The sequence below is a fragment of the Catenuloplanes indicus genome, assembly GCF_030813715.1.
GTDB classification, from domain to species: Bacteria; Actinomycetota; Actinomycetes; order Mycobacteriales; family Micromonosporaceae; genus Catenuloplanes; species Catenuloplanes indicus.
This window is the reverse complement of record NZ_JAUSUZ010000001.1, coordinates 3,880,711-3,906,758: the sequence shown is the minus strand read 5'-3', so window position 1 is coordinate 3,906,758 and position 26,048 is coordinate 3,880,711. Positions and strand designations below refer to the sequence as shown.

The 26,048-nt window shown below is 66.8% G+C and carries 24 protein-coding genes; 9 read left to right on the top strand and 15 right to left on the bottom strand.

The features are described 5' to 3' along the window. The first annotated feature begins 252 nt into the window (after positions 1-252). From J2S42_RS17530 to J2S42_RS17515, 4 genes are all read left to right on the top strand, one after another. Complete coding sequence (locus J2S42_RS17530; protein WP_307240484.1) at positions 253-402, top strand: hypothetical protein; 150 nt, start codon at positions 253-255, stop codon at positions 400-402. A gap of 245 nt (positions 403-647) precedes the next feature. Further along, positions 648-1,283 (top strand): hypothetical protein, encoded by a 636-nt coding sequence (locus J2S42_RS17525; RefSeq protein ID WP_307240482.1) that lies wholly within the window; start codon positions 648-650, stop codon positions 1,281-1,283. A 703-nt stretch (positions 1,284-1,986) separates the two neighbouring features. Then, a complete protein-coding gene (locus tag J2S42_RS17520) occupies positions 1,987-2,391 on the top strand; it encodes an endonuclease VII domain-containing protein (protein WP_307240480.1) in 405 nt (134 codons plus the stop codon). Then, positions 2,375-3,250 (top strand): endonuclease domain-containing protein, encoded by an 876-nt coding sequence (locus J2S42_RS17515; RefSeq protein ID WP_307240478.1) that lies wholly within the window; start codon positions 2,375-2,377, stop codon positions 3,248-3,250. The genes J2S42_RS17520 and J2S42_RS17515 overlap by 17 nt, the downstream gene beginning before the upstream one ends. Positions 3,251-3,585: 335 nt before the next feature. On the opposite strand, the gene J2S42_RS17510 is transcribed toward J2S42_RS17515, so the two are convergent. The 4 genes from J2S42_RS17510 to J2S42_RS17495 all read right to left on the bottom strand — a co-directional run bounded on the left by J2S42_RS17510 (position 3,586) and on the right by J2S42_RS17495 (position 7,800). Continuing rightward, the gene (locus J2S42_RS17510) at positions 3,586-4,194 is read right to left on the bottom strand and encodes a hypothetical protein (RefSeq protein ID WP_307240477.1); all 609 of its coding nucleotides are present in this window, start codon (positions 4,192-4,194) and stop codon (positions 3,586-3,588) included. Next, entirely contained in the window at positions 4,191-5,327 is a 1,137-nt protein-coding gene (locus tag J2S42_RS17505) for a class I SAM-dependent methyltransferase (RefSeq protein WP_307240475.1), read from the bottom strand. The genes J2S42_RS17510 and J2S42_RS17505 overlap by 4 nt, the downstream gene beginning before the upstream one ends. 398 nt (positions 5,328-5,725) lie before the next feature. After that, on the bottom strand, positions 5,726-6,892 hold the full coding sequence (locus J2S42_RS17500) for a hypothetical protein (RefSeq protein ID WP_307240473.1): 1,167 nt from the start codon (positions 6,890-6,892) through the stop codon (positions 5,726-5,728). After that, positions 6,847-7,800, bottom strand: a complete 954-nt coding sequence (locus J2S42_RS17495; protein WP_307240471.1) for a DUF4192 domain-containing protein — start codon at positions 7,798-7,800, stop codon at positions 6,847-6,849. The genes J2S42_RS17500 and J2S42_RS17495 overlap by 46 nt, the downstream gene beginning before the upstream one ends. A 487-nt stretch (positions 7,801-8,287) precedes the next feature. Between J2S42_RS17495 and J2S42_RS17490 the strand changes: the two genes are divergently transcribed. Both J2S42_RS17490 and J2S42_RS17485 read left to right on the top strand, forming a co-directional pair. After that, on the top strand, positions 8,288-9,199 hold the full coding sequence (locus J2S42_RS17490; RefSeq protein ID WP_307240470.1) for a hypothetical protein: 912 nt from the start codon (positions 8,288-8,290) through the stop codon (positions 9,197-9,199). Between the two features lie 450 nt (positions 9,200-9,649). Continuing rightward, positions 9,650-10,417 carry an NYN domain-containing protein gene (locus tag J2S42_RS17485; protein WP_307240468.1) on the top strand — a complete coding sequence of 256 codons (768 nt, stop codon included), beginning with the start codon at positions 9,650-9,652 and terminating at the stop codon, positions 10,415-10,417. Between the two features lie 56 nt (positions 10,418-10,473). Here the strand turns inward: J2S42_RS17485 and J2S42_RS17480 are convergent, their stop codons facing one another. From J2S42_RS17480 to J2S42_RS17465, 4 genes are all read right to left on the bottom strand, one after another. After that, the gene (locus J2S42_RS17480; protein ID WP_307240466.1) at positions 10,474-12,105 is read right to left on the bottom strand and encodes a DUF2637 domain-containing protein; all 1,632 of its coding nucleotides are present in this window, start codon (positions 12,103-12,105) and stop codon (positions 10,474-10,476) included. Next, positions 12,098-13,207, bottom strand: a complete 1,110-nt coding sequence (locus J2S42_RS17475; protein ID WP_307240464.1) for a DNA-processing protein DprA — start codon at positions 13,205-13,207, stop codon at positions 12,098-12,100. The genes J2S42_RS17480 and J2S42_RS17475 overlap by 8 nt, the downstream gene beginning before the upstream one ends. A gap of 366 nt (positions 13,208-13,573) precedes the next feature. Further along, complete coding sequence (locus tag J2S42_RS17470) at positions 13,574-14,815, bottom strand: tyrosine-type recombinase/integrase (protein ID WP_307240462.1); 1,242 nt, start codon at positions 14,813-14,815, stop codon at positions 13,574-13,576. 275 nt (positions 14,816-15,090) lie between these two features. After that, entirely contained in the window at positions 15,091-15,690 is a 600-nt protein-coding gene (locus tag J2S42_RS17465) for a helix-turn-helix domain-containing protein (RefSeq protein ID WP_307240460.1), read from the bottom strand. Positions 15,691-15,800: 110 nt separating this feature from the next. On the opposite strand from J2S42_RS17465, the gene J2S42_RS17460 reads away from it, so the two are divergent. After that, positions 15,801-15,989 carry a helix-turn-helix transcriptional regulator gene (locus J2S42_RS17460; protein WP_307240458.1) on the top strand — a complete coding sequence of 63 codons (189 nt, stop codon included), beginning with the start codon at positions 15,801-15,803 and terminating at the stop codon, positions 15,987-15,989. Further along, on the top strand, positions 15,986-16,729 hold the full coding sequence (locus J2S42_RS17455; protein ID WP_307240457.1) for a DUF3800 domain-containing protein: 744 nt from the start codon (positions 15,986-15,988) through the stop codon (positions 16,727-16,729). The genes J2S42_RS17460 and J2S42_RS17455 overlap by 4 nt, the downstream gene beginning before the upstream one ends. Positions 16,730-17,013: 284 nt before the next feature. Here J2S42_RS17455 and J2S42_RS17450 read toward each other — a convergent pair whose 3' ends face one another. The 5 genes from J2S42_RS17450 to J2S42_RS17430 form a co-directional block, all read right to left on the bottom strand. Beyond that, positions 17,014-19,047: a hypothetical protein gene (locus J2S42_RS17450; protein WP_307240455.1), complete on the bottom strand. Its 2,034-nt coding sequence runs from the start codon at positions 19,045-19,047 to the stop codon at positions 17,014-17,016. A gap of 72 nt (positions 19,048-19,119) precedes the next feature. Beyond that, on the bottom strand, positions 19,120-21,111 hold the full coding sequence (locus tag J2S42_RS17445; protein WP_307240454.1) for an ATP-binding protein: 1,992 nt from the start codon (positions 21,109-21,111) through the stop codon (positions 19,120-19,122). Further along, on the bottom strand, positions 21,108-21,797 hold the full coding sequence (locus J2S42_RS17440; protein WP_307240452.1) for a hypothetical protein: 690 nt from the start codon (positions 21,795-21,797) through the stop codon (positions 21,108-21,110). Before J2S42_RS17440 ends, J2S42_RS17445 begins: the two co-directional genes overlap by 4 nt. A 58-nt stretch (positions 21,798-21,855) precedes the next feature. Next, positions 21,856-22,101 (bottom strand): hypothetical protein, encoded by a 246-nt coding sequence (locus tag J2S42_RS17435; protein WP_307240450.1) that lies wholly within the window; start codon positions 22,099-22,101, stop codon positions 21,856-21,858. Between the two features lie 548 nt (positions 22,102-22,649). Continuing rightward, complete coding sequence (locus J2S42_RS17430) at positions 22,650-22,826, bottom strand: hypothetical protein (protein ID WP_307240448.1); 177 nt, start codon at positions 22,824-22,826, stop codon at positions 22,650-22,652. Positions 22,827-23,210: 384 nt separating this feature from the next. On the opposite strand from J2S42_RS17430, the gene J2S42_RS17425 reads away from it, so the two are divergent. Next, complete coding sequence (locus tag J2S42_RS17425; protein ID WP_307240447.1) at positions 23,211-23,741, top strand: nuclear transport factor 2 family protein; 531 nt, start codon at positions 23,211-23,213, stop codon at positions 23,739-23,741. A 60-nt stretch (positions 23,742-23,801) separates the two neighbouring features. Here the strand turns inward: J2S42_RS17425 and J2S42_RS17420 are convergent, their stop codons facing one another. Further along, positions 23,802-24,923 (bottom strand): baeRF2 domain-containing protein, encoded by a 1,122-nt coding sequence (locus tag J2S42_RS17420; protein WP_307240445.1) that lies wholly within the window; start codon positions 24,921-24,923, stop codon positions 23,802-23,804. Between the two features lie 88 nt (positions 24,924-25,011). Further along, complete coding sequence (locus J2S42_RS17415; protein WP_370879400.1) at positions 25,012-25,989, bottom strand: diacylglycerol/lipid kinase family protein; 978 nt, start codon at positions 25,987-25,989, stop codon at positions 25,012-25,014. Between the last annotated feature and the right edge of the window lie 59 nt (positions 25,990-26,048).

Below are 26,048 nucleotides of genomic sequence, written 5' to 3'. Positions count from 1 at the left end.
AGCTCGCGGCGGACCTCTCGCGGCCGGGCCGACTGGCGTGGCCTTGCCCGGCCGCGCCGCGGTCGGCCAGGATCACGGGCCAAGCACCCGCCCCGATCCGCCCTGCCGTCCCGCTACTTTCACTTCCACCTGCTCGCGACGCTGACGCCATGCTGCCAACGGCAGCTGCAAGGAAAGATCGGTCCGGGTCCCGCCGTGTCCGCGCATTCTGCGCATTACGACGGCGGGTGCGGGATGACGGGAAGCGCGAGCATGCTGAAGTTCGTGATGGACCCGCACGACGACGGACCCGGCGGGCGGTCGGTGTTCCGGCTGGTCGCAACGGGCGCCGGCGGCGCGTATGAGCCGCACCTCCGGCGGCTCTTGCATGACCTGCTTTTGCGCCAGGAGACGGCCGAATAGGTCTCCGCCCTATCCATGGTCGCCGAGAACGAAGCGCTCGGCCTCCAGGTCCGGGACAAGTGGTTTTGACGGCCCGACGTGGCCTCGCCTGACGACCTTAGGTGGCCGAGGTCACTGCGATCGCCGCGTCATGACGCGGCGTCTTGCTCCCTTGGTTGGCAGCGCGCGTTGTCTGCGGCCACATGCGCGCATAGATGCTGCTCCCGGAAATACCGTTCCGCTTAGATGCCCTATGCTTGCGCGCTATGGCCGACGAAAGTTTTTCTCTAGATGAATTGGGACGACCGCAAGGTATTGGTACCTATATGGTACGCGCATTCTTCACGTTTGGCTTCAAGGAGTGGGTTGGCGGCATTCCCGTAGAGTCATGGACTGCCGAGCTTGACGTGCCCGAATCGATGTTAGCTGGGTTGCACGCGAAGGTAAACACTATCGTCAGCCGGCAGGCGCAGGGGCATGTCTACCGTGAGGTCCGAGGGAGGACAAGCTGGGGTGCGGATAGTGGTGAGTTTATCCGTGTAGTCCTATTCGTTGCCTCGTCCGCTGCCAGTGGCATCATCGGTAATGCTATGTACGATCTGCTGAAAAGCCTCGCCAATACTTCATCTCAGTCGGAGCCGCGTCCGATGGATAGAGATGAAGCAGTCGAGAGGGCGAAGTGGATTCTTACGTCACACTTTGCGAACGATGTCGAGAGCCTAGATCCCATGCCTTTACTTGATGAAGAGCTCCGATTGGTTGCTGCCTCCCAAGATAAAATTACGGGAGCTTGGACGGTTGCCTGCCGCGACGTTCATGGCTCACAGTTCGTCGTTCAGCTTGGGCTCGATGACCTGCCCATGATTAACAAGATTAGCTGGAGAGAGGCGGGACCAAGCTAATCGAGGGGCCACGCGGGGCGCTTCGCCGCTGAGCCGAGGTCCAAGCATTCATGATGACCGGTCCTAAAAGGTAACTCTTGTTTGATCGGCTGCCATGAGTGTGCGTCAGCTCGGCTCGATGGGCCACGCCACTTCGCCCGAGCGGTGCGGCGGGTCGATCAGTATGACAGCTTTGGCCGCGAGCGCCTTGGCGGAGGCAGTTTTGCGCCCTGTGAGGTAGATGCGAAGACCGTCGACAGGATCGGCGCCCGGTGCTGCGGGAAGCGATCGCCCAAGAAGATCAACGCGTCTTCCCGCATACTGCGGCGGGTCGTGAGGATGTCGTCCAAATTTGGACGGACCAAAGTCTCGGGTTCCGCGCCATCGGGACGGGAAAGGCCAATCGGCAAGTTGGGCGTAGAAGGACCAGACGTCAAAATCCTTGACGCCGTTCGTTCCATTTATGAAGTGTAAGGCCGCACCCTGGCATGGGGCGCGGCCTAGGAGGCGTCCGTTGTACCGGCCCGAACCTTGCGGGTTCCGCGTGAACAGTTTTTGTCTCCGCGTCGGCGGCCAGCTCGGCGAGTCGAGCTAGATCAGCCATTGGCCGCCATTTCGGCGGCTATGGAGCGTTATGTCCTGAATGCGTGAGATCGATCGATCCTTTCTCTTAAGGATCTCAATCGATCGGGAGGGTCTGCTGGCCGCGATGGTAAACTAGAACATGGATAGCAGTTCGGCCGTCAAGATTTGCATGACGTGCAAAAAATCCAAAGGCCTGTCCAGCTTTGGACGGGATCGGCACCAGCCAGACGGGAAGGATCGGCGTTGCAGGGACTGTGCCCGGCGGCAGCGAAGACCATACGACCCGGTCCGGGAGGCGGCCAGAAAGTACGGTATCTCTGTCGCGCGATACAACGAAGCACTGGCTGAGCAGAACGGAGCCTGCGCGATCTGCCGACGGCCGCCCGCGCGAGGGGTGTTGGTGGTGGACCACTGTCACGAATCCGGTTTATTCCGTGGTCTAATCTGTGGGACCCACAACATCGGCATCGGCCTTCTGGGCGACTCGCTCACCACCCTGCTGAAAGCCCGTCGCTACCTGGAGGGCGGTGGCCGTGAAGAATAGGACGTGCGCCCGATGCGGAGTTCTGAGCAGCGAGTTTAGCGCCAAATCGAGCTACTGCCGACCGTGTGTGACCATCCGTAAACGAGCGGAGGCCCTTGCTAAGTTCGGCCTTACCCTTGGGGACTTTGACCGAATGACGCGACAGCTCGGTGGGCTGTGCCCGGTGTGCAGTCAGGATCCGAGCATGCTGGAGAAGGGCTGGGCGATCGATCATTGCCACGAAACGGATAGTTTTCGCGGCTTCATTTGTGCTCGATGTAACGCCGGCATAGGCGCACTTGGTGATTCAGTTGCTGCGATCGACAGCGCGATCGGATATCTGCTCGACTTCTACCGAGTAAATCCTGGCGCCTGGGCCGCGCACGTCGCCGTACATCCGGAAGATGAAGGAATTCTTGGTCCAGTCACTGCCGAGCCAATTATTTGGTCGAAAACCTGCGACAACTGCGGTGCGCCGTTGCCGGCCAAATATGGCCAAGGGCGACGGTTCTGTGATCACAAATGCAGGACCGAGGGGATGCGCAGCCGCGAATCAACCTGCCCGACATGCTCGACCACCTTCAGGTCGGCCGATCGAAGCAAAATTTACTGTAGCGCTGACTGTTACAATCTCAAGCGTCGAGGCCGCACCTATGACCGCCCGCCATGCAAGATATGTGGCAGGCAATTCACCGCGACAAGCCAGCGTCAGCTGTACTGCGGTAAGCGCTGCCTCGAGAAGAGCCGACCCTTACCGCTGTCGATTAACTGCCGTAATTGCTCATCGGTGTTTCAGACGCGGGACAAGCGGCGCCAGTACTGCAGTTCAAAATGCGGGTACGATGGTATGAAAAAGATCCGCAGGCAATCCGAGGGCTGATTATGAAGAGTTTGGACTTTTGTGTCCGACATTCTCCATTGAGTGGAGTGCTTCAAAAAGGGGGATAAGCCTGGCCTGGCTGAGGGGAACCAGTTCTCGGTGCAGTCGGGATGCAATGCGAATATTTCTATGCCCTACCGAAGGCTTGGTGGGGCACCTTAGGGCCGTCAAAATAGGCACCTCGACGTGCGGGCGCACCAGCAAATTTGGTCGGCCGCGCAGCGCGAAGTTTGGATGCTCTGGAGACTCCCGCGGTAGTGCTTGAACGTGGTGAATGGCGCCGCGAGAACGTTGCAGGGCTAGCCCATAGCCGTACGCTGGTCTGAGCCAGAGTTTTACCGGTGTAACCGACCAGTTGGCCAGAAGAGCCGGCGCAGGCTCCAGCGTCGGATCCTGGCGGTGCGGGCCGCGGATGCGGCTGCGGGCGATGGGTCGGGGCGTCCGCGGGAGAAGCCGCGGGCGGTGCCGTCGAAGCCGAGATGCTCCAGACGGTCGTGGTCGAGGCATTCCCAGGGGGTGCCGGGCGGGCGCGCGGCGAGGTCGACGATGTAGGCGAGGATGAGGTCGGCGACGTCGCGGTTCGTGATGCAGCCGACGATGAGGATGTCCTGCGGTGTGTAGTCGTGGAGGGCATGGCCGGGGTGGATCGCGAGGTCTCCGGGGCGGGCGGTCGTGATGCTGCCGAGCCGGCAGAGGATCGGGTACGTCCGGTGGCTGTCCGGCCAGCCCGCGGCGATGGTGACGGTGCCGTCGTGATGGTGCAGCGCCGAGCAGGGAATGCCGGCGGCCCTGACCATGCTCGCGATCTGTTCGGCGTCGAACGCGATCGGCCGTGGTCCGCGGTCGGTGTCGGCCGCAGCTGGTCTGCCAGGCCGCCACAGCGAAGCGCACCAGCCCGCCATGCGCCGAAAACCGCCATGCCGCGCCGGGGTCTTGGACTTCATGCGTGCACTCGCGGACGGTTTTCGGCCGGCAGGTGCCACTGTGCCTGCGCGGGCAGCAGGCCCGCGCGGTAGAGGTCTGCGTCGTTGCCGCACCGGCAGCACAGCCCGATCTGTGGGCCGGTGAGGTCGAAGTCGGCCGGGTTGAGGCTGAATCCGGCGCTGAAGTCGCCGAGGATGCCGCGGGGGTCGTTCTCGCCGTCGTCGAAGCCCCACAGCAGCCACCCGCACACCACGCACCGGCCGCGGTAGCGCAGCACCCGGTCTCGGCGTCGCCACCCGTCCCACCACACCTGCACGGGCATCTCGCGTGCCGCGGGCCCGGTGAACTGCGGCTCCTGCACCCGGACCGGCGCGGTGTCCGGGATGCTCAGGTGGAAGTCCGGGTGCTGGGTGCCGATCGGTTTGGTGAGCCGGGCGACGCGGGCGCCGAACATGGTGCCCGAGGCGGCGAACGCCCCGGGCGGGAGCGGTTCGAGGGTGCCGTGGTGGGTGATGAACGCCCGCGCGTCGGCGTAGACGGTGTCCGCGCGGGTGGCGGCGCTGGCCGGGACCACGCACACCATGCGGGCGCCGGGGTGCAGCAGGTGCCAGGCGATGCGCAGGTGTTCGGCCCAGAGTTTCGGGTCGGTACTCGTGGCGAACGGTGGGTTCGCGATCACCGCGTCGAACCGCGTCCCGGTGGTAAGCGCGCGGGCGGCGTAGGTCTCGAAGGTGGCGGTGTGCACGTCAACGGCCGGGCCGAGCGCCGCGCACCACCGCGCCCGCGCGGGGTTGGGCTCGACTGCGGTGACCCGCACGTGCGGGTTGGCGCGCAGGATCGCCGCCACGAGGGACCCGTCGCCGGCGGACGGCTCCAGCACGCGGGAGCCGGCGGGAAGCCAGCGCAAGTCGGTGTGCGGGTACTCGCACAGGTCGTCGGCGAGGTCGTCCGGGGTGCGCACGTAACCCTCGCCGCGCCGCTCGTGCACCGGCATCACGCTGGCGTCGAGGACACCGGCGATCAGCGCTGCGGGGTCGGCGTGGGCGGGGAACTCGAACGCCCGCTGGCGGGGATTCCAGGTCGCGTCCAGCGCACTGAGGACCTGACCGACGGTCGCGTACTGCGCCGGTGGAAGTAACTCAGGCAGCCGCAACTGACTTTCCGTGATGACGGCGCCGTGAAGGGCAGCACGGGTGGGCCCGTCCAGGGGCAGAGAGGACACGAGACGGCTCCGATTTCGTGAATTGCAAGGTCGTGCGCGGGCGGGCGGACACACCGCCGGCCCGCGCACGGGCGGGAACGGGAGGAGACACGGCACCGGGCTGACCTGCGGCACCGACACGAGGCGGGACTCGAACCGGACTGCGAGGCACCGGGGCGACCGCGTGCTCGCTGAACGAGTCCTTGACGGTGATGGCGGTGATGACCGTGTTGTCCAGCGGCGGAGGCGTGGTCGAGATAGTCCTGCGGCACCGCCTGCTGGTGCGGCTGGCGCGGCAAGCTGGCCCCGATGGGCCTGCCTGGATTGGTTGCTGCGGGCCGGGCGGCCGCTTACGAGGCTGCTGGCGGACCGAAGGTGGTGCCGTGGTGGTGGTGCCAGACGGCGATCTGCGCGTCGAACCGCGTGTCGGCGGTGGCGACCTGCTGACCGCGGTGTTCCACCACCCACCCGCTTCCGGGCGTAGGGGCCTCCTGCTGGCGGTGGATGCGGTATCGGGCGCGGGTGCGGGGACCGCGCCGGATCTCGGTGAGGAGCCGGGCGGCGAATGCGGGCACGATCGCCTCGTAGTCCCAGTGGACGGTGAGGCCGGTGTGTTCGGCCTGGTAGTCGATGGCGTTGATGGTCTGCCACCACAGGCGTTCGACGTCGTCGGCGTCAAGGGCGAGCATGGCGTCCCCAGCACGTCGGCGCAGCCGTTTGTAGACGTCGGCGGCGGCCCACTGCCGCCACGAGGCGGCGATCTCGGCATGTCTGAGCGCCCGGTGATCGTCGTCGTCGAGCAGCGGGTACTCGGCGAGGTGGTACATCGCGTCGAGGATGTCCGGCGGGAGGTCCGCGACGAATGCGCCGAGGACTGCGCCGTCGGCGTAGGCCAGGTCCGTCCAGACGGTCGGCCAGAGCCGGTGCGCGGTGCGGTAGTTGCTGCGCTGCACCGTATTGGTCTGGCTGAGCTGATCCGGTCCGCACGCGACCTGGCCGAAGCTGACGTAGACGGCCTGCTCGTCGCTGGTGCGGCGGGTACGAAGGTCCCGGCCCCTGATGTGCCCATGCTCTGCCGCTACCGCTGGGTCGGCGTACCCGATCCGGTAGCCGAGTCCGGTGAGCTGCTGCATGACATCGGCTGCGGTATCGGTGAGCTTGTCGACGAGCCAGTCCTGGGCGATCGGGACGTGCGCGAGGAACGTCGCCTGGAGCCGGTCGGCGGCTGTGGTGGTCGCGGGAGTCGGCGGGTTCGCGGTGACGATGATCAGTGATCGCAGTGCCGGCATGCGCCTGCGGTATGCCGGATATGCCAGGTCGGCGCCGAGCAGGACCAGCCGGGCGGCACGCCACTGCTTGCGGATTCCGACCAGGCTGTGGCGTATCTCCAGCCACGCCCCGGCCCGGGCGGCGCACTCGCGTACGAGCGTGACGAGTGCCGGGTCGGCGGTGACGAGCAGGACCGGGCCGTTCACGCCGGCACCACCGGCGTCGTGCCGGTCGTGGCCGGCGGCCACGCGCCGATGAGGTCACGGGCGGGCATCCCGGTCTGGATGGACGCGATGATGACCTTCGGCATCTGCGCGTCCGGGTCCGCGGCCAGCGCCCGCCGGGCGGCGGCGTGCGCGAGCGGGTCCTCACCGCGCAGCCACGCGCACCACGCGGCCAGGAACGCTGGCGCGGCGGCGTGGTCGTCGGGGGTGCGGCGGGTGATGTCCAGCCACAGGTCCCGCTGCCACACCCGGTCGCTGGTCGCGGCCAGCCACACCGCCTCCTGGACACGCTGGTCGCGCAGCATCACCACCAGCCGCGCGACCTGCTCATCCGACAGCCGGACGTCGAGCGCGGCCTGATCCAGCATGTCCCGCAGCGCCGCCTTCGACGGTGCCACCTGCGGCGGAAGCGTCCGGATCGCCGCGGCGACGGCCGCTTGCGCGGCCTGGTCGGGTTCGGCGAGCGCGATCAGCGCGTTCCGTGACGGCAGCGCGACCAGACCGGCCACCGTCGACTGCGCGGCGACCGCGGTCTCCCGGGCGTCGAACAGCACCCCGCCGGCGGCCGGGCACTTGCAGCCAGGTGTCAGGCAGAACCGGTAGCCGACCGACACGAAATGCACCCCGAGGACCGGCACCGTCTGCGCGATCACCTCCGCCGCCGTACGGGTGAGGCCGGTGGCGGTCAGCGGCCCGTACCCGACCACGACCACGGACACCTTCGCCTGCCGGTCGACGATCGGCTTCAGCCGCTCGACCGCGACGGACGGCGGCGCGGCCAGGTCGATGCGCATCGTCCCGAGGAGCTGCCGGTCGGTGCCGATCAGGACCACGACGAGGCTGTCTTCGGGATGGAAACCGAGCAGGTAAGGGATCATGCCGAGCACGTCGGTCGGCGTGCGCAGCGAGAACGAAACGGGAGAGTCGGGCACCAACAGCCTCCAGGGCGTGGACGAACGAGCGCCGGCCGACTCCGGAAGGAAGATCACCGGGTCGGCGGCGCGCTGACCCACCGCGCGCACCGGCCAGGACGGCCGCACGCAGGCCAGGGACGCGATCCGCCGCACCCGCTTATCGCGGGTCCGCGCACCAGCAAGGACGTCTACGCGGGTACGGCGGACCTCGCGCGCCCTGGCCGGCGCAGGGCGGGGCCGGTACGCACGCGGACGGGCAGCAGCGATCCGAACCGGTTGATTCATTAGGGGAGGGTCCGATTCGGCTAAGAACGAGGCATCCGCGACATGCTGGACGGGTGATCGAAGGCGCTGCCGGTGGACCTCTATTCATGTCTGCTGATGGTGTGCTCAAATCCTGCGAAACGTTCATCTGTTTTGCTGGGGCAGGCGAGTTGGGGTACTTCAACCTTTCTGGCGCGTGGATTGTTGGGGGCGGTTTGTTGTATTGCACTATCATGGCGCGATGCGCGATGTGCTAGTTCTAGCCCTAGTGGTGGTCATTATCCTGCACGCCGCCTATGGTGCGATGGTCTTTGGTGCAGGCGTGATCGACTTTGTTGCGAACCGACTGCTTTATAGGGCTATACGTGTATTGGACGGACTTGCGCCCGACGCGGTCCACTCCTTGGTCTATGGTCCGGCGGTCGCCTCGACGACTGGAGCGATCAGCGGAATCGCGATCAACAAGATTTCGGACGGTGGAGACATTCGTGCTATCGTCGCCGCCGCTGTATGGGTGTTAGCAAGCATTTCGTTCACGGTAGGTTTCGGAGCTCTCTTCGCGAAACGCTCGGGCGAGCGGCGGGGCGTAGCGCTGATGAGGGAAAAGGTTCGGCGGGCCGAAATCTCCTCGATGTTCAAGGGTGGCAACGTCGCGCTCGCCGACATGGAGCGTGATCTCGCCGCTGTACGTCGGCTACTAAGGGTCGGAACGCGGTTGGCCGAGCGCAGTGAAGCTCTATCACCACTCCGGTGGATATGGCATCAGCAATCAGTCAAGCGACGACTCTTGCTCGTGCTATCTATAGTGCTTTCCGGCGTCGAGCTGTCAATTTTGATATTCGCTCTGCGTCGAGGTGGGTTCATTGATCTCGGCTTGTCGGAACGTTTCGGCAGCGCTGCACTCCTCGCCGCCCCGGGGTGGCTCCACTTCTTTGGGCAGGCTTTGTCATGGTGGAGCATCAAGTGGCACTTGAGGAACCTTGGGCGCGAACTGTCGATAAGTGCCGAAAGGTCCGCACTGCGACTTGGATCCGAAATCCAGCAGCATCGAGCGGAGAAGGAGCGGAATGCTGCGTCCGAAAGGGATGTGCGACAGTCTGGCACCAATATAATGTGGCGATTTATGGGCAGGTTTATGGCAAGAAGTCGCTGATCTTTCATCCGGTAACCACAGGCGTCTCATACGGTGCCGTCGGGCGCCGCCGGGAGGCTGAGCCGCATGTCCTTCGCTGCCGCAAGTGCTGCACGATTACCGATGTTTGCATAGACTGCCAGCATTCCCTCGGTGCGTCCTCAGCTGCACAACCTCCCAGTGATTCGGGGACGCCCTCCTGTGGTTCCTCCACCCGCGCGGTGGGGGAACCACGGGCTCGCCGTCTCTCGGCACATGACCGCCAGCCGTCATGTGCCCGCTGTGGGAGGGGACGGCACCGCAGTGGCCGCAGAGCCACGCGCGAGGGCTGTGCTGGTGCTCGCGGTCCGGGTTGCCGCCCGGCCCGACGGCCGGGCGTTGCTGGCGGTCCCTGGTTGGTCTTGTACGTCAGGAGGTGCGGATGTGGGCGGTGACCGGGGGGAGTCATGGCGAGGTCACGGTCCGGATGCGATGTTCCGGTATTCGCCGGACGCGCGGGTGGCCGTCTATGTGGACTTCGAGAACCTGGTCCACGGGGCCGGAGCCGGGCTGCCGGGTCAGAGCGAGCCGATTCCCGCCGCGGCGCTGACTCAGCTGTGCCGTGGGTTCTACGGCAATGCCTCCATCCGCCGTGCCTACGCCGACTGGGCCAGCCCTATCTTCGGTCGCTACCAGCCGGCCCTGGTCGACAACGGCGTCGACCTGATCCAGATCACCCGCACCGCGCGCGGGAAGAACGCCGCCGACATTCGTATGGCCGTCGACGCCATGGAAGTCCTCATCACTCACCCGGATATCGAGGTGTTCATCCTCGTCACCGGCGACAGCGACTACTCACCGCTGGTCCACCGGCTGCGGGAGTTCGGTAAACACGTCGTCGGGGTCGGCACCGAGGCCAGCGCCAGCCAGCGGCTGGTCGCGGTCTGCTCCGAGTACAAGTTCTGGGGCACGATCGTCGCCGATGTCGACCCCGCCACCCGGCCGGCGGTCACCGCCGTGTTCGACCTCGCCGACGCCGAACGGCTCGTCATCCAGGCGATCAGCCAGAGCCGTGTTGAAGCGCCTACCGCCAGCGCGGTGAAGAACAGGATGCTCGCCCTCGACCCGTCGTTCGACGAGGCCAACTACGGCTGCGCCAGCTTCCGTGCCTTCCTCGCCCGGCTGTCCCACCTGGTCCGGATCGAGGAAAGAGCCGGCTTCGACGTCACCGTCAGCCTCATCGACTCACCACCCACCTGACCCACAGCGCTGAGAGCGGTCCGTGCGGCGGTGATCCAGCGGTGGACGGTGCGGGGTCATCGTGACGGTGGGTCTGTTTCGTGGGTTGGCGTCGATTCTGTGGTCAGGACGGCAAGGAGCGCGGAGGCGCGGTCGGTGGAGACCGGCACACCCGCCGCGCGCAGCTGCGCGATGAGTGCGGTTCGAGACAGAGCGAGTCCTTGAGCGGCGAACCGGGACCGGATCTGCCGCCCCACCGGCAACAGGTCAGACACGTCAGGACGCGCTCGCGGGACGCCCGCCTTGTCGGGCTCGGACCTCGCCGCGGGAGTCGTCTGCGACCGGCTCTGCCCCGCACTTTGCGTGTCTGTGCTTCGCACTTGCGGCTCGCGTCCTGTGCCGTTGCTGGACGTGGCTGGTGCGGATCCGGGTGCCTGCGGAATGCGCGGACCGGACCGCGATCCGCCTCGCTCACGTACGCGAGGGGTCGGCGCCGTCTCCGTGTGCCCGGTTCGGACCTGCTGCCCGCGAACCCGCCGGAGACGAGCTGCCCGGTGGCGCTGCGCCTGCGACTGCCGTGACGGGCCGCCACTGCGGACCGCGCCGGGTCGAGGCGGACGTGTCTGCGCCGCCGTCGTCGTCGGCCGGAAACCGGATCGACCGGGCGGTGAGATCCGTGACGCCGCACTGGCGGCCAGGGCCGGGAGCGCCGCGACGGTGCCGTGGGCGGCCAGCGAGGCCAGCGCGGCCAGGACCGCACCGGACTCGCCACGCCGCAGCGCGCGCCGGACCGCGCGACGCGCCAGGCGCCGGACCTGTCCGGCCTCACGTCGGATGTGCCGGGCTTGGTCCTCGGCGGCGACCTGGGCCAGGAGGGCGGCGGATCGCGGGCTGACGCGACTGCGGATGTCCAGCGACCAGGCTGCCGCGGTGGAGGGGAAGTATCGCCACCACCGGCGCCACCCGAACGACGCGGGCGGGTCGGGCAGCAGGCCGCGGCGGCGCAGCTCGGCGCGGTGCGCGGCACCGGAGCGGACTTCCCACACCACGATCCCCGCCGCGGACAACGCCGCGAGCAGGACCGCGCCGGTGCGATCAAGATCCGCGTGGCCGGCGTAGTTGACCGCCGAGGCGAACCCGGCACACAACCAGGTCAGCACCCGAGGCAGCCGGGCGGCCTCACCCTGCAGCCGCAGCTGCTGCGCGGTCAACGCCATCACCAGCGCTAGACCTTCGACGGCGGCGGCGATCACGACACCGACCAGAAGCGGCCACCCCCGACCGGTCGCCGCGCTGATCTGCCCGTACACGGCGCCGCCGACCGCGAGCAGATACATCACGGCCGCGTACACCGCCACCCCACGTTCACGCACCAGCCGCAGCAGGCCCGCCCCGCGGGCGACGAGCACGGCGCGCCGCACACGCCGCGCCGCTGCGGCTTCGGCCCGCCGCTGCCGGCGGGCAGCCGTGGCCGCGGCGGCTTCCTGCCGGCGGGTCGCCCGCTGTTCGGCGGCCAGCTGCGCACGGCGCGCGGCGGTCCGCAGTCGCCGGTCCGCGTCCGCGTCCGCGACGGCGATCCGCGCCTGCGTGACCGCCCTCGTCTGCTCTACCCCGGCGAGCACCCGTGCCGCACGCGGATCCTGCACCAGGACCGGCGGCACACCATCGACCGGTGACCGCGTCACGTCGTCTCGGGCGGTTTCAGTCACTGGAGGCCACCTGCACGGCCTCGTAGGTACCGCCCGGGTCGACGATGCCGGCATCGAGCGTGGCGCCTGCCGCGCCGGGGTGGGCCGCGAAGACTACCTCGTAGGCGAGGTCCGCGGCTTCGTGGTGCGAGGTCGCCTCGACCGCGAAGTCCGGCACCCGCCGGGTACGCCAGTGGCCGTCATCCCAGGAGGCAGTGCCGTACACGCGAAATACCCGCGTCGCCTCAACCGCCGTGCCGGGGCCGGCGAGCGCGCGGAGGATGTCCTGTGCGCCGGTGACCGTCATGGCGCCGGAGGCCAGCAGCCGGTGGCAGCCGGCGGACACCTTCGAGGACACCGGGCCCGGCACCGCACCGACCAGCCGACCCGACACCGATGCTGCGGTCGCGACATCCAGCGTCCGACTATCGGCGGCGGCCTCGACGATCACCGTTGCCGCGGTGAACGTGCCCAGAAGACGATCCCGCACGCTCCAGCGGGACCACGTCGCCGGCAAGCCGGGCGGGAACGCGCTGACGACCGCGCCACGACGTGCCGTGCGCTCGACGAGTTCCCGCGGGCCATGGAAGGACTCCGCATCGAGACCGGAGGCGGCAACGGCCACCGGCTGCTGCGGGGCATGCGCGAGCGCAGCCCGCCACGCGTAGTAGTCGACACCGGCGGCAGGAGCAGCACCGCAGACCACCGTGACCTGCGAGGCCGCGAGATCGAAGGCCAGATCGGTCGCTACATGCTGCCCGTACTCGGTGCACTCCCGGACACCGGCGACCGTCACCGCGCGCCGTAACAGCCCGGCCACATCACGATCACCACGCACCCACAGACACGGCAGCTCATCCGCGCCGGTGCCGGACGGCCAGCCCGGATCACCGCGCATCAACATCACGATCCCGGCCCGATCCGCAGCGCGACGCAACTGCTGGCCCAGCTCCCGCAGGTCCGGCGGACTCTGCGGGCTGACCTCGGGCACCGACGGATAGACCCAGCCACCGATCGTCAGGCCATGTGCCTCTGCGGTGCCGGTCAGATCGGCGGGAAGCGGACCGCCGACGTACCGTGATAGCGCCGCGGCCACGTCGCGTATGTCTTCTTCGGCTTGCACGTGCGTACCTCCGAGCCGTAAGGCAGGACCCGCGCCGAGGCGCTGGAGGCGCTGGCGGGGGAGTGGACGGCACGCATCGGCCTGGCCGGCACCGACCAGGGGTCAAGCCGGGCGCGGCCCGCGCGGGCGGCAACGGTCGCGAAGTGGATTCGGCGGGCGGGGTGAGTCTGACGCGGCCGGCGCCGTACGGGCGGGCGTCCCGGTCGGCTTGACACCGGGCGTGACCGGACAGGATCGTGCCTCGTCCACTCACCCGCGTACGCAAGCCGGAAAGACGCTGAATCCGATCGCGTGGGTGAACGTGACAGGGCCGTCCGGTGAGACCAACTGGTGGCGTCCAGAGGGAGACCACCAGCGGAAATGCGTCTATGCGGCGAGTGGATCTTGTGGATCAGTGCCCTCGTCGAGAGGGAGATCTGCGACGCGCTCCGACGCTTCAGAGGGAAGTCCGCCGTTCTCAGGATCGGTCGGCGGCTGCATGGCGAGGTCGATGGCGGATCGGCCGCGTTCGGGGGCGTCGGGCATCAGGTGGCCGTAGTACGCGTAGGTGATCTCGACGTTGGAGTGGCCGAGCCAGACGCTGACATCGGTGATCGGCACGCCTCGGCTGAGCAGGGAAGAGGCGAAGAAGTGCCGCAGCGCGTGGGTTTTGATGAATGAGACCCGTGCGCTCTTCAGGGCTGGCAGCCACAGCTGGTTGCGGAAGAAGTACTGGTAGATCAGGCCAGTCCGTGTGCTGTTGGGAAACAGCAGCTGATCGGGGCCGTAGGTGCCGTACTCGCGCAGGTGCGCGCGCAGGATTCTCGCGACGATGGCCGGCAGTGGAACGTCTCGGCCTGGTGTGTCCTCGTCGCGGTGTTTGGTGTAGCGCTTCAGCCGGAGGCCGGCGTTCTTGCCGCTGTCGGTTTCGCCGTCCTCGGTGATCTGTCGGTCGACGTGCAGGATCTGCTTGCGGAAGTCGATCTGATCGCGGCATAGGCCCATGACCTCGCCGATGCGCATCCCGCATCCGGCCATGAGCCACACCATCGCCGCGTACCGCGGGTCGAACGCGGCGGCGAGCGCGTCGATCTCTGCCAGAGACGGTACGATGATTTTGCGTTTGGCGATGCGTCGCACGTTCGCCCGCCGGCCGGGCAGCTTGACGCCCTTGGCCGGATTCCGGCCGAGTTCCTGGTTGACGACGGCCCACTGCAACGCCGAGGACAGGTACCCGAATCGCGTTTGGATCGTCTGGGGCGCGTACCGCTTGGTGTCCTTCATCCATAGCACCCAGGCCTGCACATCGGTTTGCCTGAGCGCGCCGATCGTTTTCGCCTTGAAGTACGGGGCGATGGCCTGGTTGAGCATGCTGCGGTACTGCCGGACGCTGGAGTTCTCCAGTCCGCGGGTGGTCGCCCACCGGGCGAAGAGCCGGGTGATGGTCTCCCCGGCGTGTTCGGCCTCGATGTAGACGCCGGTGTCGAGGTCGCGTTCGGTCTTGGCCCGGAACTTCTCGGCGTCGACCTTCTTCTTGAAGGACCGCTGGCGCTGCTTCTGGTTCGCGTCGTACCAGTACACCGTGTAGCCGGGGCCGTCAGAGCGGGGATTGATCCATGCGCGAGCCATCTGGTGTTCCTTTGCTGTGCGATGTGCTCCCGGCGGCCGCCGAAACGGCGCCGGTTTCTGTGCGAGGGCGTGCGGGATCCGCCCGGCTGCCGGCGCGGCATCGGGCTCAGGGCGTGTAGGGATGGCCCTGCGGCCGCGCCGCAGGGTTGATCTATGCCGGTATGGGGTCGTATGGCGCCGCGTGAACGGCGTGATCAGGGCATGGTTGAGCCGCCCGTGTACCGCGTGGGTCTTACGGGCCGGTCAGCCGAGTCTTGTGGTGGTGGGGCTGGGGCTTACTCGAGCCGGTTGAGGTAGGTGTCGATGATCCCGAGCAGTTCGTCCGTCGTCTTGCCGGATGAGACCGCCTCGCGGACGTCGCTGAGCACGCCGCGGACCTGCTGCCGGGTCTTGTGGTGGATCTCTTCGCTATCGGCGAAGAAACCGTCGAAGGCCGCCTGCGCCCGGGCCAGGAACTCGTCCCGCAGCTCCTGCGGCACACCGCGGCCGGCATCACCGAGGGCCTCGGCGGCGACCGCGCGATAGTGATCGGCGTCCGCGCCGTCCAGCGCCTCCTGCCCGCGCAGCCAGCGCAGGAACCGGACGGAGTCCACCAAGACCCCCGGCGCGACCTCCACTGTCGCACCCGGTCCGACCAGCAGTGCCTCCACCGGCACGTCCAGTACGTACGCGAGCCGGACCAGCTCGTCGACCGTGACCGACTGGCGGCGCCCGGCCTCGATGTTCATCAGCACCGTCGCGGTCATCGCCGCATCGCCGTAGCGCTCCGCCGCCGCTGTCGGGCTGAGCTTGCGTGCCTTGCGCACCTCACGGATCCGCCGACGGGCAATCTCACCCGGCGTCTCCACCTGCACCTCAGCACGATCACTTGCCATGTTCGTAAGTTTTACTCGCCTCCTTGACAACTGGCAAGACGCGGAGCAACCTCACTTTCCGAAAAGGTAGATCGGTTAGATCTACTTGCTGATTTGGTGAGTGAGGGCATATGGCGGACGGAGCGAGAGGGCTGTGGTCGCACGAGGAGGCAGCCGCCTACCTCGGGCTCAGCGAGCAGACCTTGTATTTCATCAATCACAAGGGCAAAGGCCCGAAGTCGTACAAAGTCGGCAAGTACCGCAGGTACCGGAAGGCGGACATCGACGCCTGGCTCGAAACGGAGTGTGCGGCGAAATGAGCCAGGCCCGGCAGCGAAAGACCTCCGCCCCGGCCCGGCCGAACATCGCGACCCGGCCGTCCTGCAACTTCACCCTCTTCTATATCGACGACTCCGGCAGCGAAGCCACTGGCTGCACCACCTTCAGCTGGATCGAGATCAGCCCCTCCACATGGACGGACGCCGCCGACCGGTGGAACCACTACCGAACCGCGCTGCACGAGCGCTACGGCATCCCCGCCGCAGACCGGCTCCACGCCACCGACCTCGCCGCCGGCCGCGGCTACCGCACACGCGGCACCGCCGGAAAATCCGCCGACCACGGACGGCAGATTCTCCGCCACGGCATCGAGACGATCGCGGCCCTGCCGGGAGTCGCCGTCGGCAGCGTCTACCGCAGGACCACGGCTCGCGGCCGCGCCTTCGAGTTCGCCAAGCAAGACCTCTACCAGCGTCTCCTCGACGCGCTCGACGCCCGACTGCTCGCCAGCGCCACCTATGGCAGCGTGATCATGGACGGCGATGGGAGTAACGCCGGCTACGCCACCAGCCACCAGCAGCGGAACATCACGACGAGCCGGCTGATCGAAGACCCGTTCTTCCGTCACGCCAGCACCAGCCAATGGGTCCAAGCCGCAGACCTCGTCGCCTGGACCGCCTACCGTTCACTACGCCACGGCGCTCATCGCGCCGAACTCGACTCGTGGTACGACAGCGTGCTCGCACCGCTCGACATCCACGGCGGACCGATCCGGCTGTAGGCCGAACGAGGTTGAGCGGAATTCTGATGCGGCCCGCCCCTGCGGCGTTAGGGCCATCCTCCTCCGCCGGAGGCCGCAGTCATAGCCCCGCCGCATTAAGTGGGAAGGCCATCTGCTGCGCATGGGTAGTCACTACGCGCCGTGGATGGCGGAGGCTTGACGGCGGCCGGTGGTGGAGGGAACGTGGCCCTCGCCGCAGTGAGGTGGGGCGACGTATCTTGTCGAATTCGAGAGTCGTCTGGCCCTCAGGAGTGCGGTCGTAGCCCCTGTCTAAGTCCTTGAGTCTAATTAGAATAGGACCGCGGTGTATCTCGGTTTCCGACTACTACGCCAACGACGACGTAGCGGTCGACGCTGCTGCCGGTTGGGCGATGAGACGTGACCCATGCAGTCTCACGTAGGTGTCGGACTCCGTCGCTGTGATTTGTTAGGTCAAGAACAACCATTTGGCCTAAAGCTGCATTTGTTCCGACGTAGTCGGCGGCCTGAATTAGGTATGACTTCTCAAGGTTTGAATTCGTGGCGTCATCCAGCTCTCGCTTGACCTCGATGTAGAATCGGGTAGTACCAAAGCCGACTTGAATATCGACGCGTCCTGTTGCAACATTTGAAACCTCAAGTTGAACGCGACCGACGAGCTTGCCACGCTGAAGCCAATCGAAGTAGTCCTGCTGGAGGGCTTTCTCGCCGGGAGCCTTTCCGGTCTTGAAGGGCTTTAGGTAGGCGAATTCACCAACCAGCTGCTGGTCGTGCCGAACTGCCAAGAATGTTGCCAGCTCCCAGTTTAGCTGGTCGAAGTATTGTCTGGTCCGACCTGTGTAATCAATGCAAGTCTCCAGATCTTTTTGAAGAGTTTGATAGATAACGTTAACTAGTGGTCCGGGTGCCGCTTCAAATGCATCTCGATAGGCGATTCCTTCGACCAGGTCGAGGATGTCGTCACTTGCAACGCCCTGTACGAGCCGTAATGCCTTTTCAGCCCCAAGGCGCGCGAGTGCGGAGGGGGCTCTCTCAATCAGCCGGGCGAGCGCTGGTGAATCTCCCTCCGAGGAGGATTCGGGTTCGCGGGTATGCCGTTGATCCGCTGGACGTTCGGTGAGGCTGTCGATCCGATCGAGTAGGGTTTGTAGCTGGGCAGGGTTGATTGCCGGATGGTCGGATCCCTTTGCTGCTTCGGTCGCATGCCGTAAGTTCGCCAGCAGCTGTCCTTGCTGGGCGATCGTCTTTTCAATCCGTGGCCTAACCATCACTTCGAGCCCTGCTGCCTGCCCGGCCCCTGGAACGGGGATAACCTCGCGGTCGAGTTCGTATGCTTCGAGGATCGCGGCGAGGGCTTCCCAGACATTGAGCCAGACCGGAGCCGCGAGCTGCTCGGCGGCGTGGTCAAGGATGAGAAGGAGGCGAGTCCATGCGCGCTCGGCTTGTTGACGGGGTCGGCGCCAGGCGGGAATATGCAGTCCTCGGAGCCATGCTTCTCGCTTGTTTAGTAAATCCGACAGCGTATCGCGGGAGGTGGCGAGCATCTCTCTATCTGCGCGTGTGAACGCCATAATCGCGTCGAGTCCCGCGGCATACAATGCGGCGTCATCGCGATCTTCCTCGGCTGCGATTGCTGCGGCCATTTGGCCCCGCGCCTCTATGAGAAGGGCGAGAGCCGTCGTGGCCTGCTCATTGGCGGCGCGTCGCAACAGATCAAGCCCGTACTCGAACGTCGCGTCTGCTGCGGCGTCCGGAACGTCGCGCAAATTATCGAGATCATGACGCAGCGGAGTCGCTACGCTGTCATCGTCCCCCCATCGGTCCAGCGCAGCACCGATCAACCGGGGCAGTCGTTCGGCGTATTCCGGATCAAGCTGCGTGACATCGCTGAGATCTAAAGCATCGAGCACTCGGAAGGGGCGCACGGCGCCGACGATGGCCAGGCGAAGTGCGCCTTCAAGATGGCCGGCGGCAAGAAGCGGTTGTCGATCGATGGCCCCAGCGTGCCCTTGCATCAGCGCGTCGTGGAGTCCTTTGCCGAATCGGCCTACAAACGACCCGCTGTCCAACAAGACGTCGATGGTGTCACTCAGTGTAAGTAGGCTGCGTTGGCGGGTGATCCCGCGCAGGATTGCATCGATAGCCGCCCTGTCTGCTCCCTGATCACCGTCAAGGGTGCGAATCGCTGCGCGGCAGAGGAGGTGCCCGAGCGGCCCTGCCGCGCTGTCTCGAATGGTCGTCGAGAGTTCATCGACGGGCAGCTCGCGCACTAGGTCGGCAAGCGACGGAGCCGCCCCGTCTGCGGCTGTCTGCGCCAGAAGTTCGTCAAGCGCAACCACCGCTACCCCCTGCTGGTGCTGACCTCCGGGTCGACTTCCGTCTGCTCCGTGACGTTCATGTCGGCTGGTTACTTACCACAATGGCCCTCCGGGCGCCCCCGGCGCAATGATGTTGGAACTAGTCAACACCTTCTCTGCCAGAGCCTCGTCGATCGTGGTGAGGACGACCTGAAGGCCAGGAATCTCTGACGCAAGCTGCTCCAGCTCAGCAAACAGTGCCGTCGCGTCGGTCTCCTGTACCTCCTCCGCCTTCGGACTGTCGATCAGAAGGAGACCGGGATGGGTCGCGAGACCATACTCAGTACCTACCCTGATGAGCGCAACGACCACGGCGATGCGCAGGCGAAGGCGTTCACCGCTCGCCTGCTTGCCAAACCACTCCCGGGGGCCGCCAACCTTGAAAACTTGCAGGCGAGCCGCCCTGTCGATCTTCACCTCATAAAGGTCCCTCATGCCGAACCGGTGCGCCGTTTCGACGATCGCCTTGTTCAAGGCGGCGAACAGGCTCTCGCTAGCCCGGGTCCCGTCGGCCTCCAGCAGTGAGACCGCGGCATCAAGCACGCGATCAACGTCATCAAGAGATGTCGGTACTCGGGGTGGAGGCTGGACGACACTCAGCACGCCCTCAAGGCGCGCGATAGTGCCGGTCAGCTCCGCGCGCTCTCCCGCCTCCGCGGCTTGTTCTGCGAGCCGGAGGCGCTGTTCGGCATCCGTGAGCGCTGCACGCACGGCATCCGCCTGCCTAGCCGCGATGCCTAACTGCACATGAGCCTCCCGCTCGGCTCGCTGACTTGCGGCTAGCCTGGCCTGTGCCTCCCGTTCAACCTGCTCCCGATCACTTCCGCTCTCGTCAACAGCTACCGAACTGGTACACACGGCACAGGCGTGTGTCTCCCGTTCCGCGGTCTGTCGGGCCTTCGTTACCGGCGACTCGCATCGAGGACAAGCGACGAGATCGAGCGAGTGAAAGAAGGCGCGCGCGAAGGCGCTCTCCCGGACGTCATTCACAGTCTTCTCATCGGCCTGGCGCTGCTGACGGACCGTGACGTGAAGTTCGGAAGCCGATCTGAGATTCTGCTCAACCGTCAGCAGGTCCGAGCCGAGACGAGTGACAGCCCCGGCCAGAGCCGTGACTGATTCAACTGGTTCTCTGTCGTCGGTCAGTTGCCGAAGCCGCGTCTGCGCTTCTTCCAACTGCCTCGTCGCCTGCTCGAACAGATGCGCCTGCTGAGCCCACAGTCGCGCGGAGTCGGCCGACTGCATCTTCGTGCTGGCCGCCCGCGCGTCACGAGTCGCCTTGACCCGTGTCAGCAAGGCGGCGCTTGGCAGGTCGAGAAAGACCTGTAGAAGTCGGCCAGCGAGTCCACCCATCACGACATCGCCGAGCAGGGCTCGGTCACCGCCGGCTGGCAGGTAAAGGGCGCCGAAATACGTCGGCCATCCATGCGTGGCCTTACCGCTCGCCGCCTGCGCAGAGGCATTCTCGAGACGTCCGAGGTTCAACAGGTCTAGCATCAGCCCAGCTACCGCGTCGCCGTATGCAGCCGCATCGTGCACCGCGACTACCTCGGTGACACCCTCGGCCGGCTTGGCAGCCCGAACACCCTTCAGCGCGTCCAGCGCTGGTGCAGACAAGATGCGAGCGCCATAGATCTCCCCATGGTCCATGGTGAGCCGGAACCCTAGCGCTCGTCCTGCCACCAGCGCGTCGCAGTCGAGCTCGGAGATCCACGACTTGACTACCCCTTGAAGATCATCGCGATGCGTGCCACGAAGGCACCAGGTGATCAACTCCAGCACGCTGGTCTTGCCTTTGAGGTTATGGGCAACGAGGGCGGTCAGGCCATCGTTGAAGGTAAGGGTCGTGTCGAAAGGACCCTGCGGCTCGACGGTCCGTTCACCCGAAATGCGCAGACGGTGTACCGATAGCCGACGGGGCAGCGCTGCTGAAGTTGCCAGGGGAAATCCGAACTCTTGAAAGACCTCCAGAACGCGCTTCCGGGCGACCCCCGCGGCCGCCGCGATGCGGTCCGGCAAGTCCTGGCTAGCGTCACCGCTTGTCATCGGGAAGACCCCATTCCGGCCGCTTCGGCCTTCAGCTCAGTCAGACGCGACCTGGCCCGCGCCGCGACACTGCCGATCCGATCCCCGATGGCGGTGTCGCGATACTCTTCATGCAGGTACTGGCGGGCTTTAAGCTGTGTGCCGCCGTAACCCTCAGTAAGGGCTGCTACCAGATTGACCCGCTCGACAAAATAGGTAAAAGCGGGCGCTTCTAAGAGGATCTTGTCGACCGCTGCGCGGCCTCGCGAAGTTAAGTAATAGTCATGCTGTTGGATGTGTCCCGGATTCCCCCGCTTGCGGCGAACGACAAGCCCTGCGAGGCGCAGGACACCGAGGGCGTGGTCGAGCGGTTCATACGCGCCGAATAGATGACGAAGCATCGGGTACCTGCGGACCTCAGGCTCCTCGGACGCCAAGATCTGATCAGCGAGTTCCAGCAGGTACGGCTCGCGGCTCGTCTCGAAGTCCTTCAACAGTGTTAGCGCCAAAAAGTCTGGATTGCGCACCCAGAAATCGATCTTCTGAAGCTTTACTTGCGTTTCGAGAACCGAGACCGCGTCGGCTAGGCCGGCATCCGACGTGGCCGTGGCGGGGGTGACCGGAGTGCCGGCGGCGGCGATGATCAACAAGACTCGCACGGCGTCCTGCTCGCGACTCGTCGGCGGTGCAACTTCGGCGTCAACCACGACGGCAGTCTAGGGAGGGTGAGCGAAAAAGGCTACCGAGAGCAAGTCTCCGCTCTCTCTATGTATCCAAGATCAGGTATTCAAACTTGATCTGGGGCACGTATCCCACGAGGCATTTCTGAATCAGGGACGGGTTGATTTGGGGCGTGCTGTTGTCGAGCGGCGTGCGTGCCGCTGCTGCGGAAGCGTACGGCGGCTGTAGGTTGTGGCCGTGTCTGGGAGCGTTGGTGAGCCGCGAGGCAGGCTCGGGGTCGACCGGCTGGAGCTGTGTTGCATCGAAATGGATTAGGCTGATGCTGAGCACGGCGCCGAATCTAGAGGTGTCTGGCGGGGGCCGCCGCATCCCCCGATTGCCGATCATGCCGCATGGCGGCAGGAATGCTGGGGAAATGCTGGGCAAGCCGATCAAGCGACGAGTTTCAGCAGCTCAGAGGGTATGTGTGCGTTGTTCACCCAAATCTACGAGGGCACGAACCAGGTCCAGCGGATCGTGATGTCGAGGCAGCTGCTGAAGGGCTGAAAGCCGAATGTGAACCCCGGTGGTGCCGGACCGACGTCCGGCCCGCCGGGGCGCGAAGACATGCGGCTGTGGGAGGTGCCGGGACCGGGAATCCGCGATCGCCGAGACATCCCGGTTCCATCGGCCGGTGGGATCCTCTGTCACTCCCAGCGCTCGTACGACTCGTACTCGCCGTACTCGTCCTCCAGCCAGCCCAGATCGCGCCAGGTGCCGCTGCCGTCCAGGCGGCCGTCGAGCTCCAGTGAAACCCAGCATGCCGAGTGCCTCGATCAGTTCATCCGGCAACTGCAGACCCACTCCGTGCCTCCCCCGTGCGCAGTTGTGCCGCCGGGCTAGCCCAGCGCCGACCCGATCCGGGCCAGCCGCCGCGCGATCTCTTCCTCGACCGCGTCGTACGCGTCGTACGCGACCGAGAGCTGATAGCTGTAGTCGCCCATCGTGTCCAGGTTCGAGTACAGGCAGTTGAACGCCATCGCGTACGCCCCCTGGTAGATCTCGCCGATAAGCATGCCCAGATCGTCGCCGCCCCACGGTGCGTCTTCCGCGGCGGTCTCGGCCTCGAGGCGCTCGAAGTCGGCGAGCGTGGCCTGGAAGACGGATCCGATAGTGGTTGATCGTCTCGGAGAGGCTGGCCGACGCCACGGTTGCCGCGCGCCTCGCGGATCTGCCGGCAGTCGCGACCCAGGTCCAGCGGATCGTGATGTCGCGGCAGCTGCTCAATGGCTGATCGCCCGCCGCCGCTCAGCAGGGTTCCGGGCCGATGCCGACTACGTAGCCGGCATCGGCCCGGGTGATATAGGCAGTGATTGCCGACGTGGTGTCCCGGGCCGGCCGCCAAGCTTCTAAGGCAACAAGCGTTAACTTACAGTCGTTGTCTTAGGGGGGATCTCGCCATGAACATCAAGCGCATCGTCGCCGGTGTCGCCACGGTCGTCACGTTGGGTGTCGTCGTGCCGGCGGCGGCCGTGTCCACCGCGTCGGCGGCGCCGGTCGCGCACGCCGCACACGACCAGGAGCGTGGCCGGCACGCGCCGCGGATCGTCAAGGACTGGCTGGCGGCGTGGAACGCGGGTGACGGTAAGCGGCTCGGCGCGCTGTTCACCAAGGACGGCCGCTACACCGACCATGCGTTCGGGCCGGTCTTCGTCGGGCCGGCGGGCGTCGAGCAGTGGGTGGCGAACACCTACGGCGGTATCGACGGCGTGCACGGCGATCTGCGCTGGGCGGAGCGGCACGGCGACGAGATCGTGTTCGGGTGGACGTTCAGCGGGCACATCAAGGGTGCGCCGAAGGCGTTCAAGGTTCCGGCGGTCACCGTGCTGAAGATTCGCGGATCCAAGATCGCCAGCAATGACGACTACTACAGCTTCGCCGACGTGGCCGCGCAGTCCGGCCTTCCGGCCGACTGGAACCCCGGCGCCTGAAACCCCGGCGCCGGCCGGCCCGCGTTCCTCCGCGGACGCCGACGTGCCGGCACCGGGCGGTCAGCCCGCCGGGGTGGCGTCCGCGTAGCGCAGGACCGCGCCGATGCCGTGTGGCAGCGGGCCGTCGTCCGGGGCGGTCAGGACGAGGCTCGCGCCGGAGCCGGCGATGGCGCGAACCAGGCCCGCGTCCGCCCGGACCTTCTGCGGGTTCTCGACGCCGGCCTCGCGGAGCACGTGGTCGTCGACCGAGATGAGCGCCGGGTCGTCCGGGGTGATCCACAGGGTGTCGGTGGAGGACGCGTCGTCGGCGAGCAGGACCGTGTCGACCTGGCGGCGCTGGAGGCGGGCGACCACGTCGGTCAGGCCGCTGCCCGCGGTGCCGTCCGCCGCCTGCGCCCGGTAGCGGTCGACGATCTCGCGGGTGTGCCGGTCGGCGCAGTCGGCGACGGCCTGAACGGTCACGTCGTCCAGGGCCGACTCGTCCGCGCCGGCGTGCCGGGACCCGGCGTCGGTCGCGACCACCCGGTCCTGCCAGCGCTTCGGCAGCCGTCCCGCGAAGGTCTGCACGGCCCGGACGTCGCCGCCCACCACGATCACCTCTGCGCCGACGCTGTCCGCCAGGTCGGCTGCGGCGGCGGCCACATCGCCGGCGTTGCGCTTCCAGGACTCCTCGACGGCCTGCTGGTAGTGCCGGTGCGACCAGCCACCGACCTGGACCTTCCGCAACGGGAACGTGGCGCTGCCGGTCACCTCGCGGTGCCGGGGGACGCCGCCGGAGGAGAACGCGTCCAGGTCGGCGCCGGTCCGGTCGGTGAGGACCCGGACGTACGGGATCTGCGCGTGCTGCTGTCTGATCAGCGGCATGACGTGCGGCAGCGGTGCCAGGCAGGCCTCGTCGGCGGGCGGGGGAGCGGGCAGCGTCTCGACCATGACCACCTCGCCGTCGCACGCGAAGACGGCAAGTCCGTACCGTCCGGTCTCGACGGGGTGGTTCTCGATCGCGGTCCGCACCGCGTCCAGCGTGGCGTCGTCGGCACCCTGCTCCGCCAGCCGTTCCCGCAGGGCACGCCAGCGCAGACCCACCTCATGGTCGGCGTTCGCACCGGCCCGGGTGGCGTCCAGATAGACAGAAACCCATGCTCCGGTATGGTCCAGCAGCGGCCGGAGGAAGTCGAGGTTCATATCGGTGCCTTTCCACAGGTGCGGGCTGACCGTGCGCTGCCCGGTTACCACGCTTCCGGTCCGGCAAACGGGCTGCGACGCACGCGCCTCAGGAGTGCACCGGTTCGCGGAGCCCTTCGGCCCCGGCGGCGGCCGTGCCGATGCCCCGGGCGAGGTCCGGGGCGCTCGCGGGCTGCGGCACACAGAGCAGAAGGGCGTCCGGGCGTACGGTGATCAGCAGTCGCCGGCCCGGTGCGATGAGGTCGCCGTCGAGCTGGCGTGGCTGCGTACGGCTGGCGCGGATGTCTATCCGGGCGGCGGTCAGGATCTCCATGCGGGGTACGGACCGCCGGCGCAGGAGCAGGCCCCAGCCGAGCGCGGCCCAGTGCCACAGCGTGCTCGGGCTGAGGATCGCGATGTCGAGCAGGCCGTCGTCGGGCCGGGCGTCGTGCAGCAGTCGCATCCCGCCCTGGAGCCGGCCGACGTTGCCGACGATCACCGACCGCGCGCGGCGGTGGAACGGTGGCCGGTCGTCCAGGGTGATCTCCAGTCGCATCTGACGGCCGCGTAGGTGCCGGAGCGCGCCGCCGATGTAGGCGAGCCAGCCGATGTGCTTCTTCGCGGTGGCGTTGGTCGCGTCGAGCATGTGGGCGTCGAAGCCCATCCCGGCCATGACGGCGAAGCTCCGGTCGCCGGCGGTGCCGACGTCGATGTGGCGGCGGCCGCCCTGGAGTACGACCTTGAGGGCGGTGGCGAGGTCGCCGGTGAGTCCGAGGTTGGCGGCGAGCAGGTTGCCGGTGCCGGCCGGCAGCACGGCCATGGCGACGCCGGTCCCGGCGAGCGCGGTGACGCAGGCCATGACGGTGCCGTCACCGCCGCAGACGAGAACGATCTCGGCGCCGTCCCGTACCGCGGCGGTGGCCTGTCCGGCCCCGGGGTCGTCGACGGTCGTCTCCAGCCAGAGCGGGGCCGGCCAGCCCGCGGCGGCGAGCGTGCCGGTGATCGTGCGGCGGAGCGTCGCGAGATCGGCCACCTTGGCCGGATTCACGATGACCGCGGACAGGGGTCCTGGCCTCCGGGTGTGCACCGGATCGGGGTGCGTCCGGGGCCGGCGGCGGCCGATGCGGCCCAGGTGCGGCGGGAACG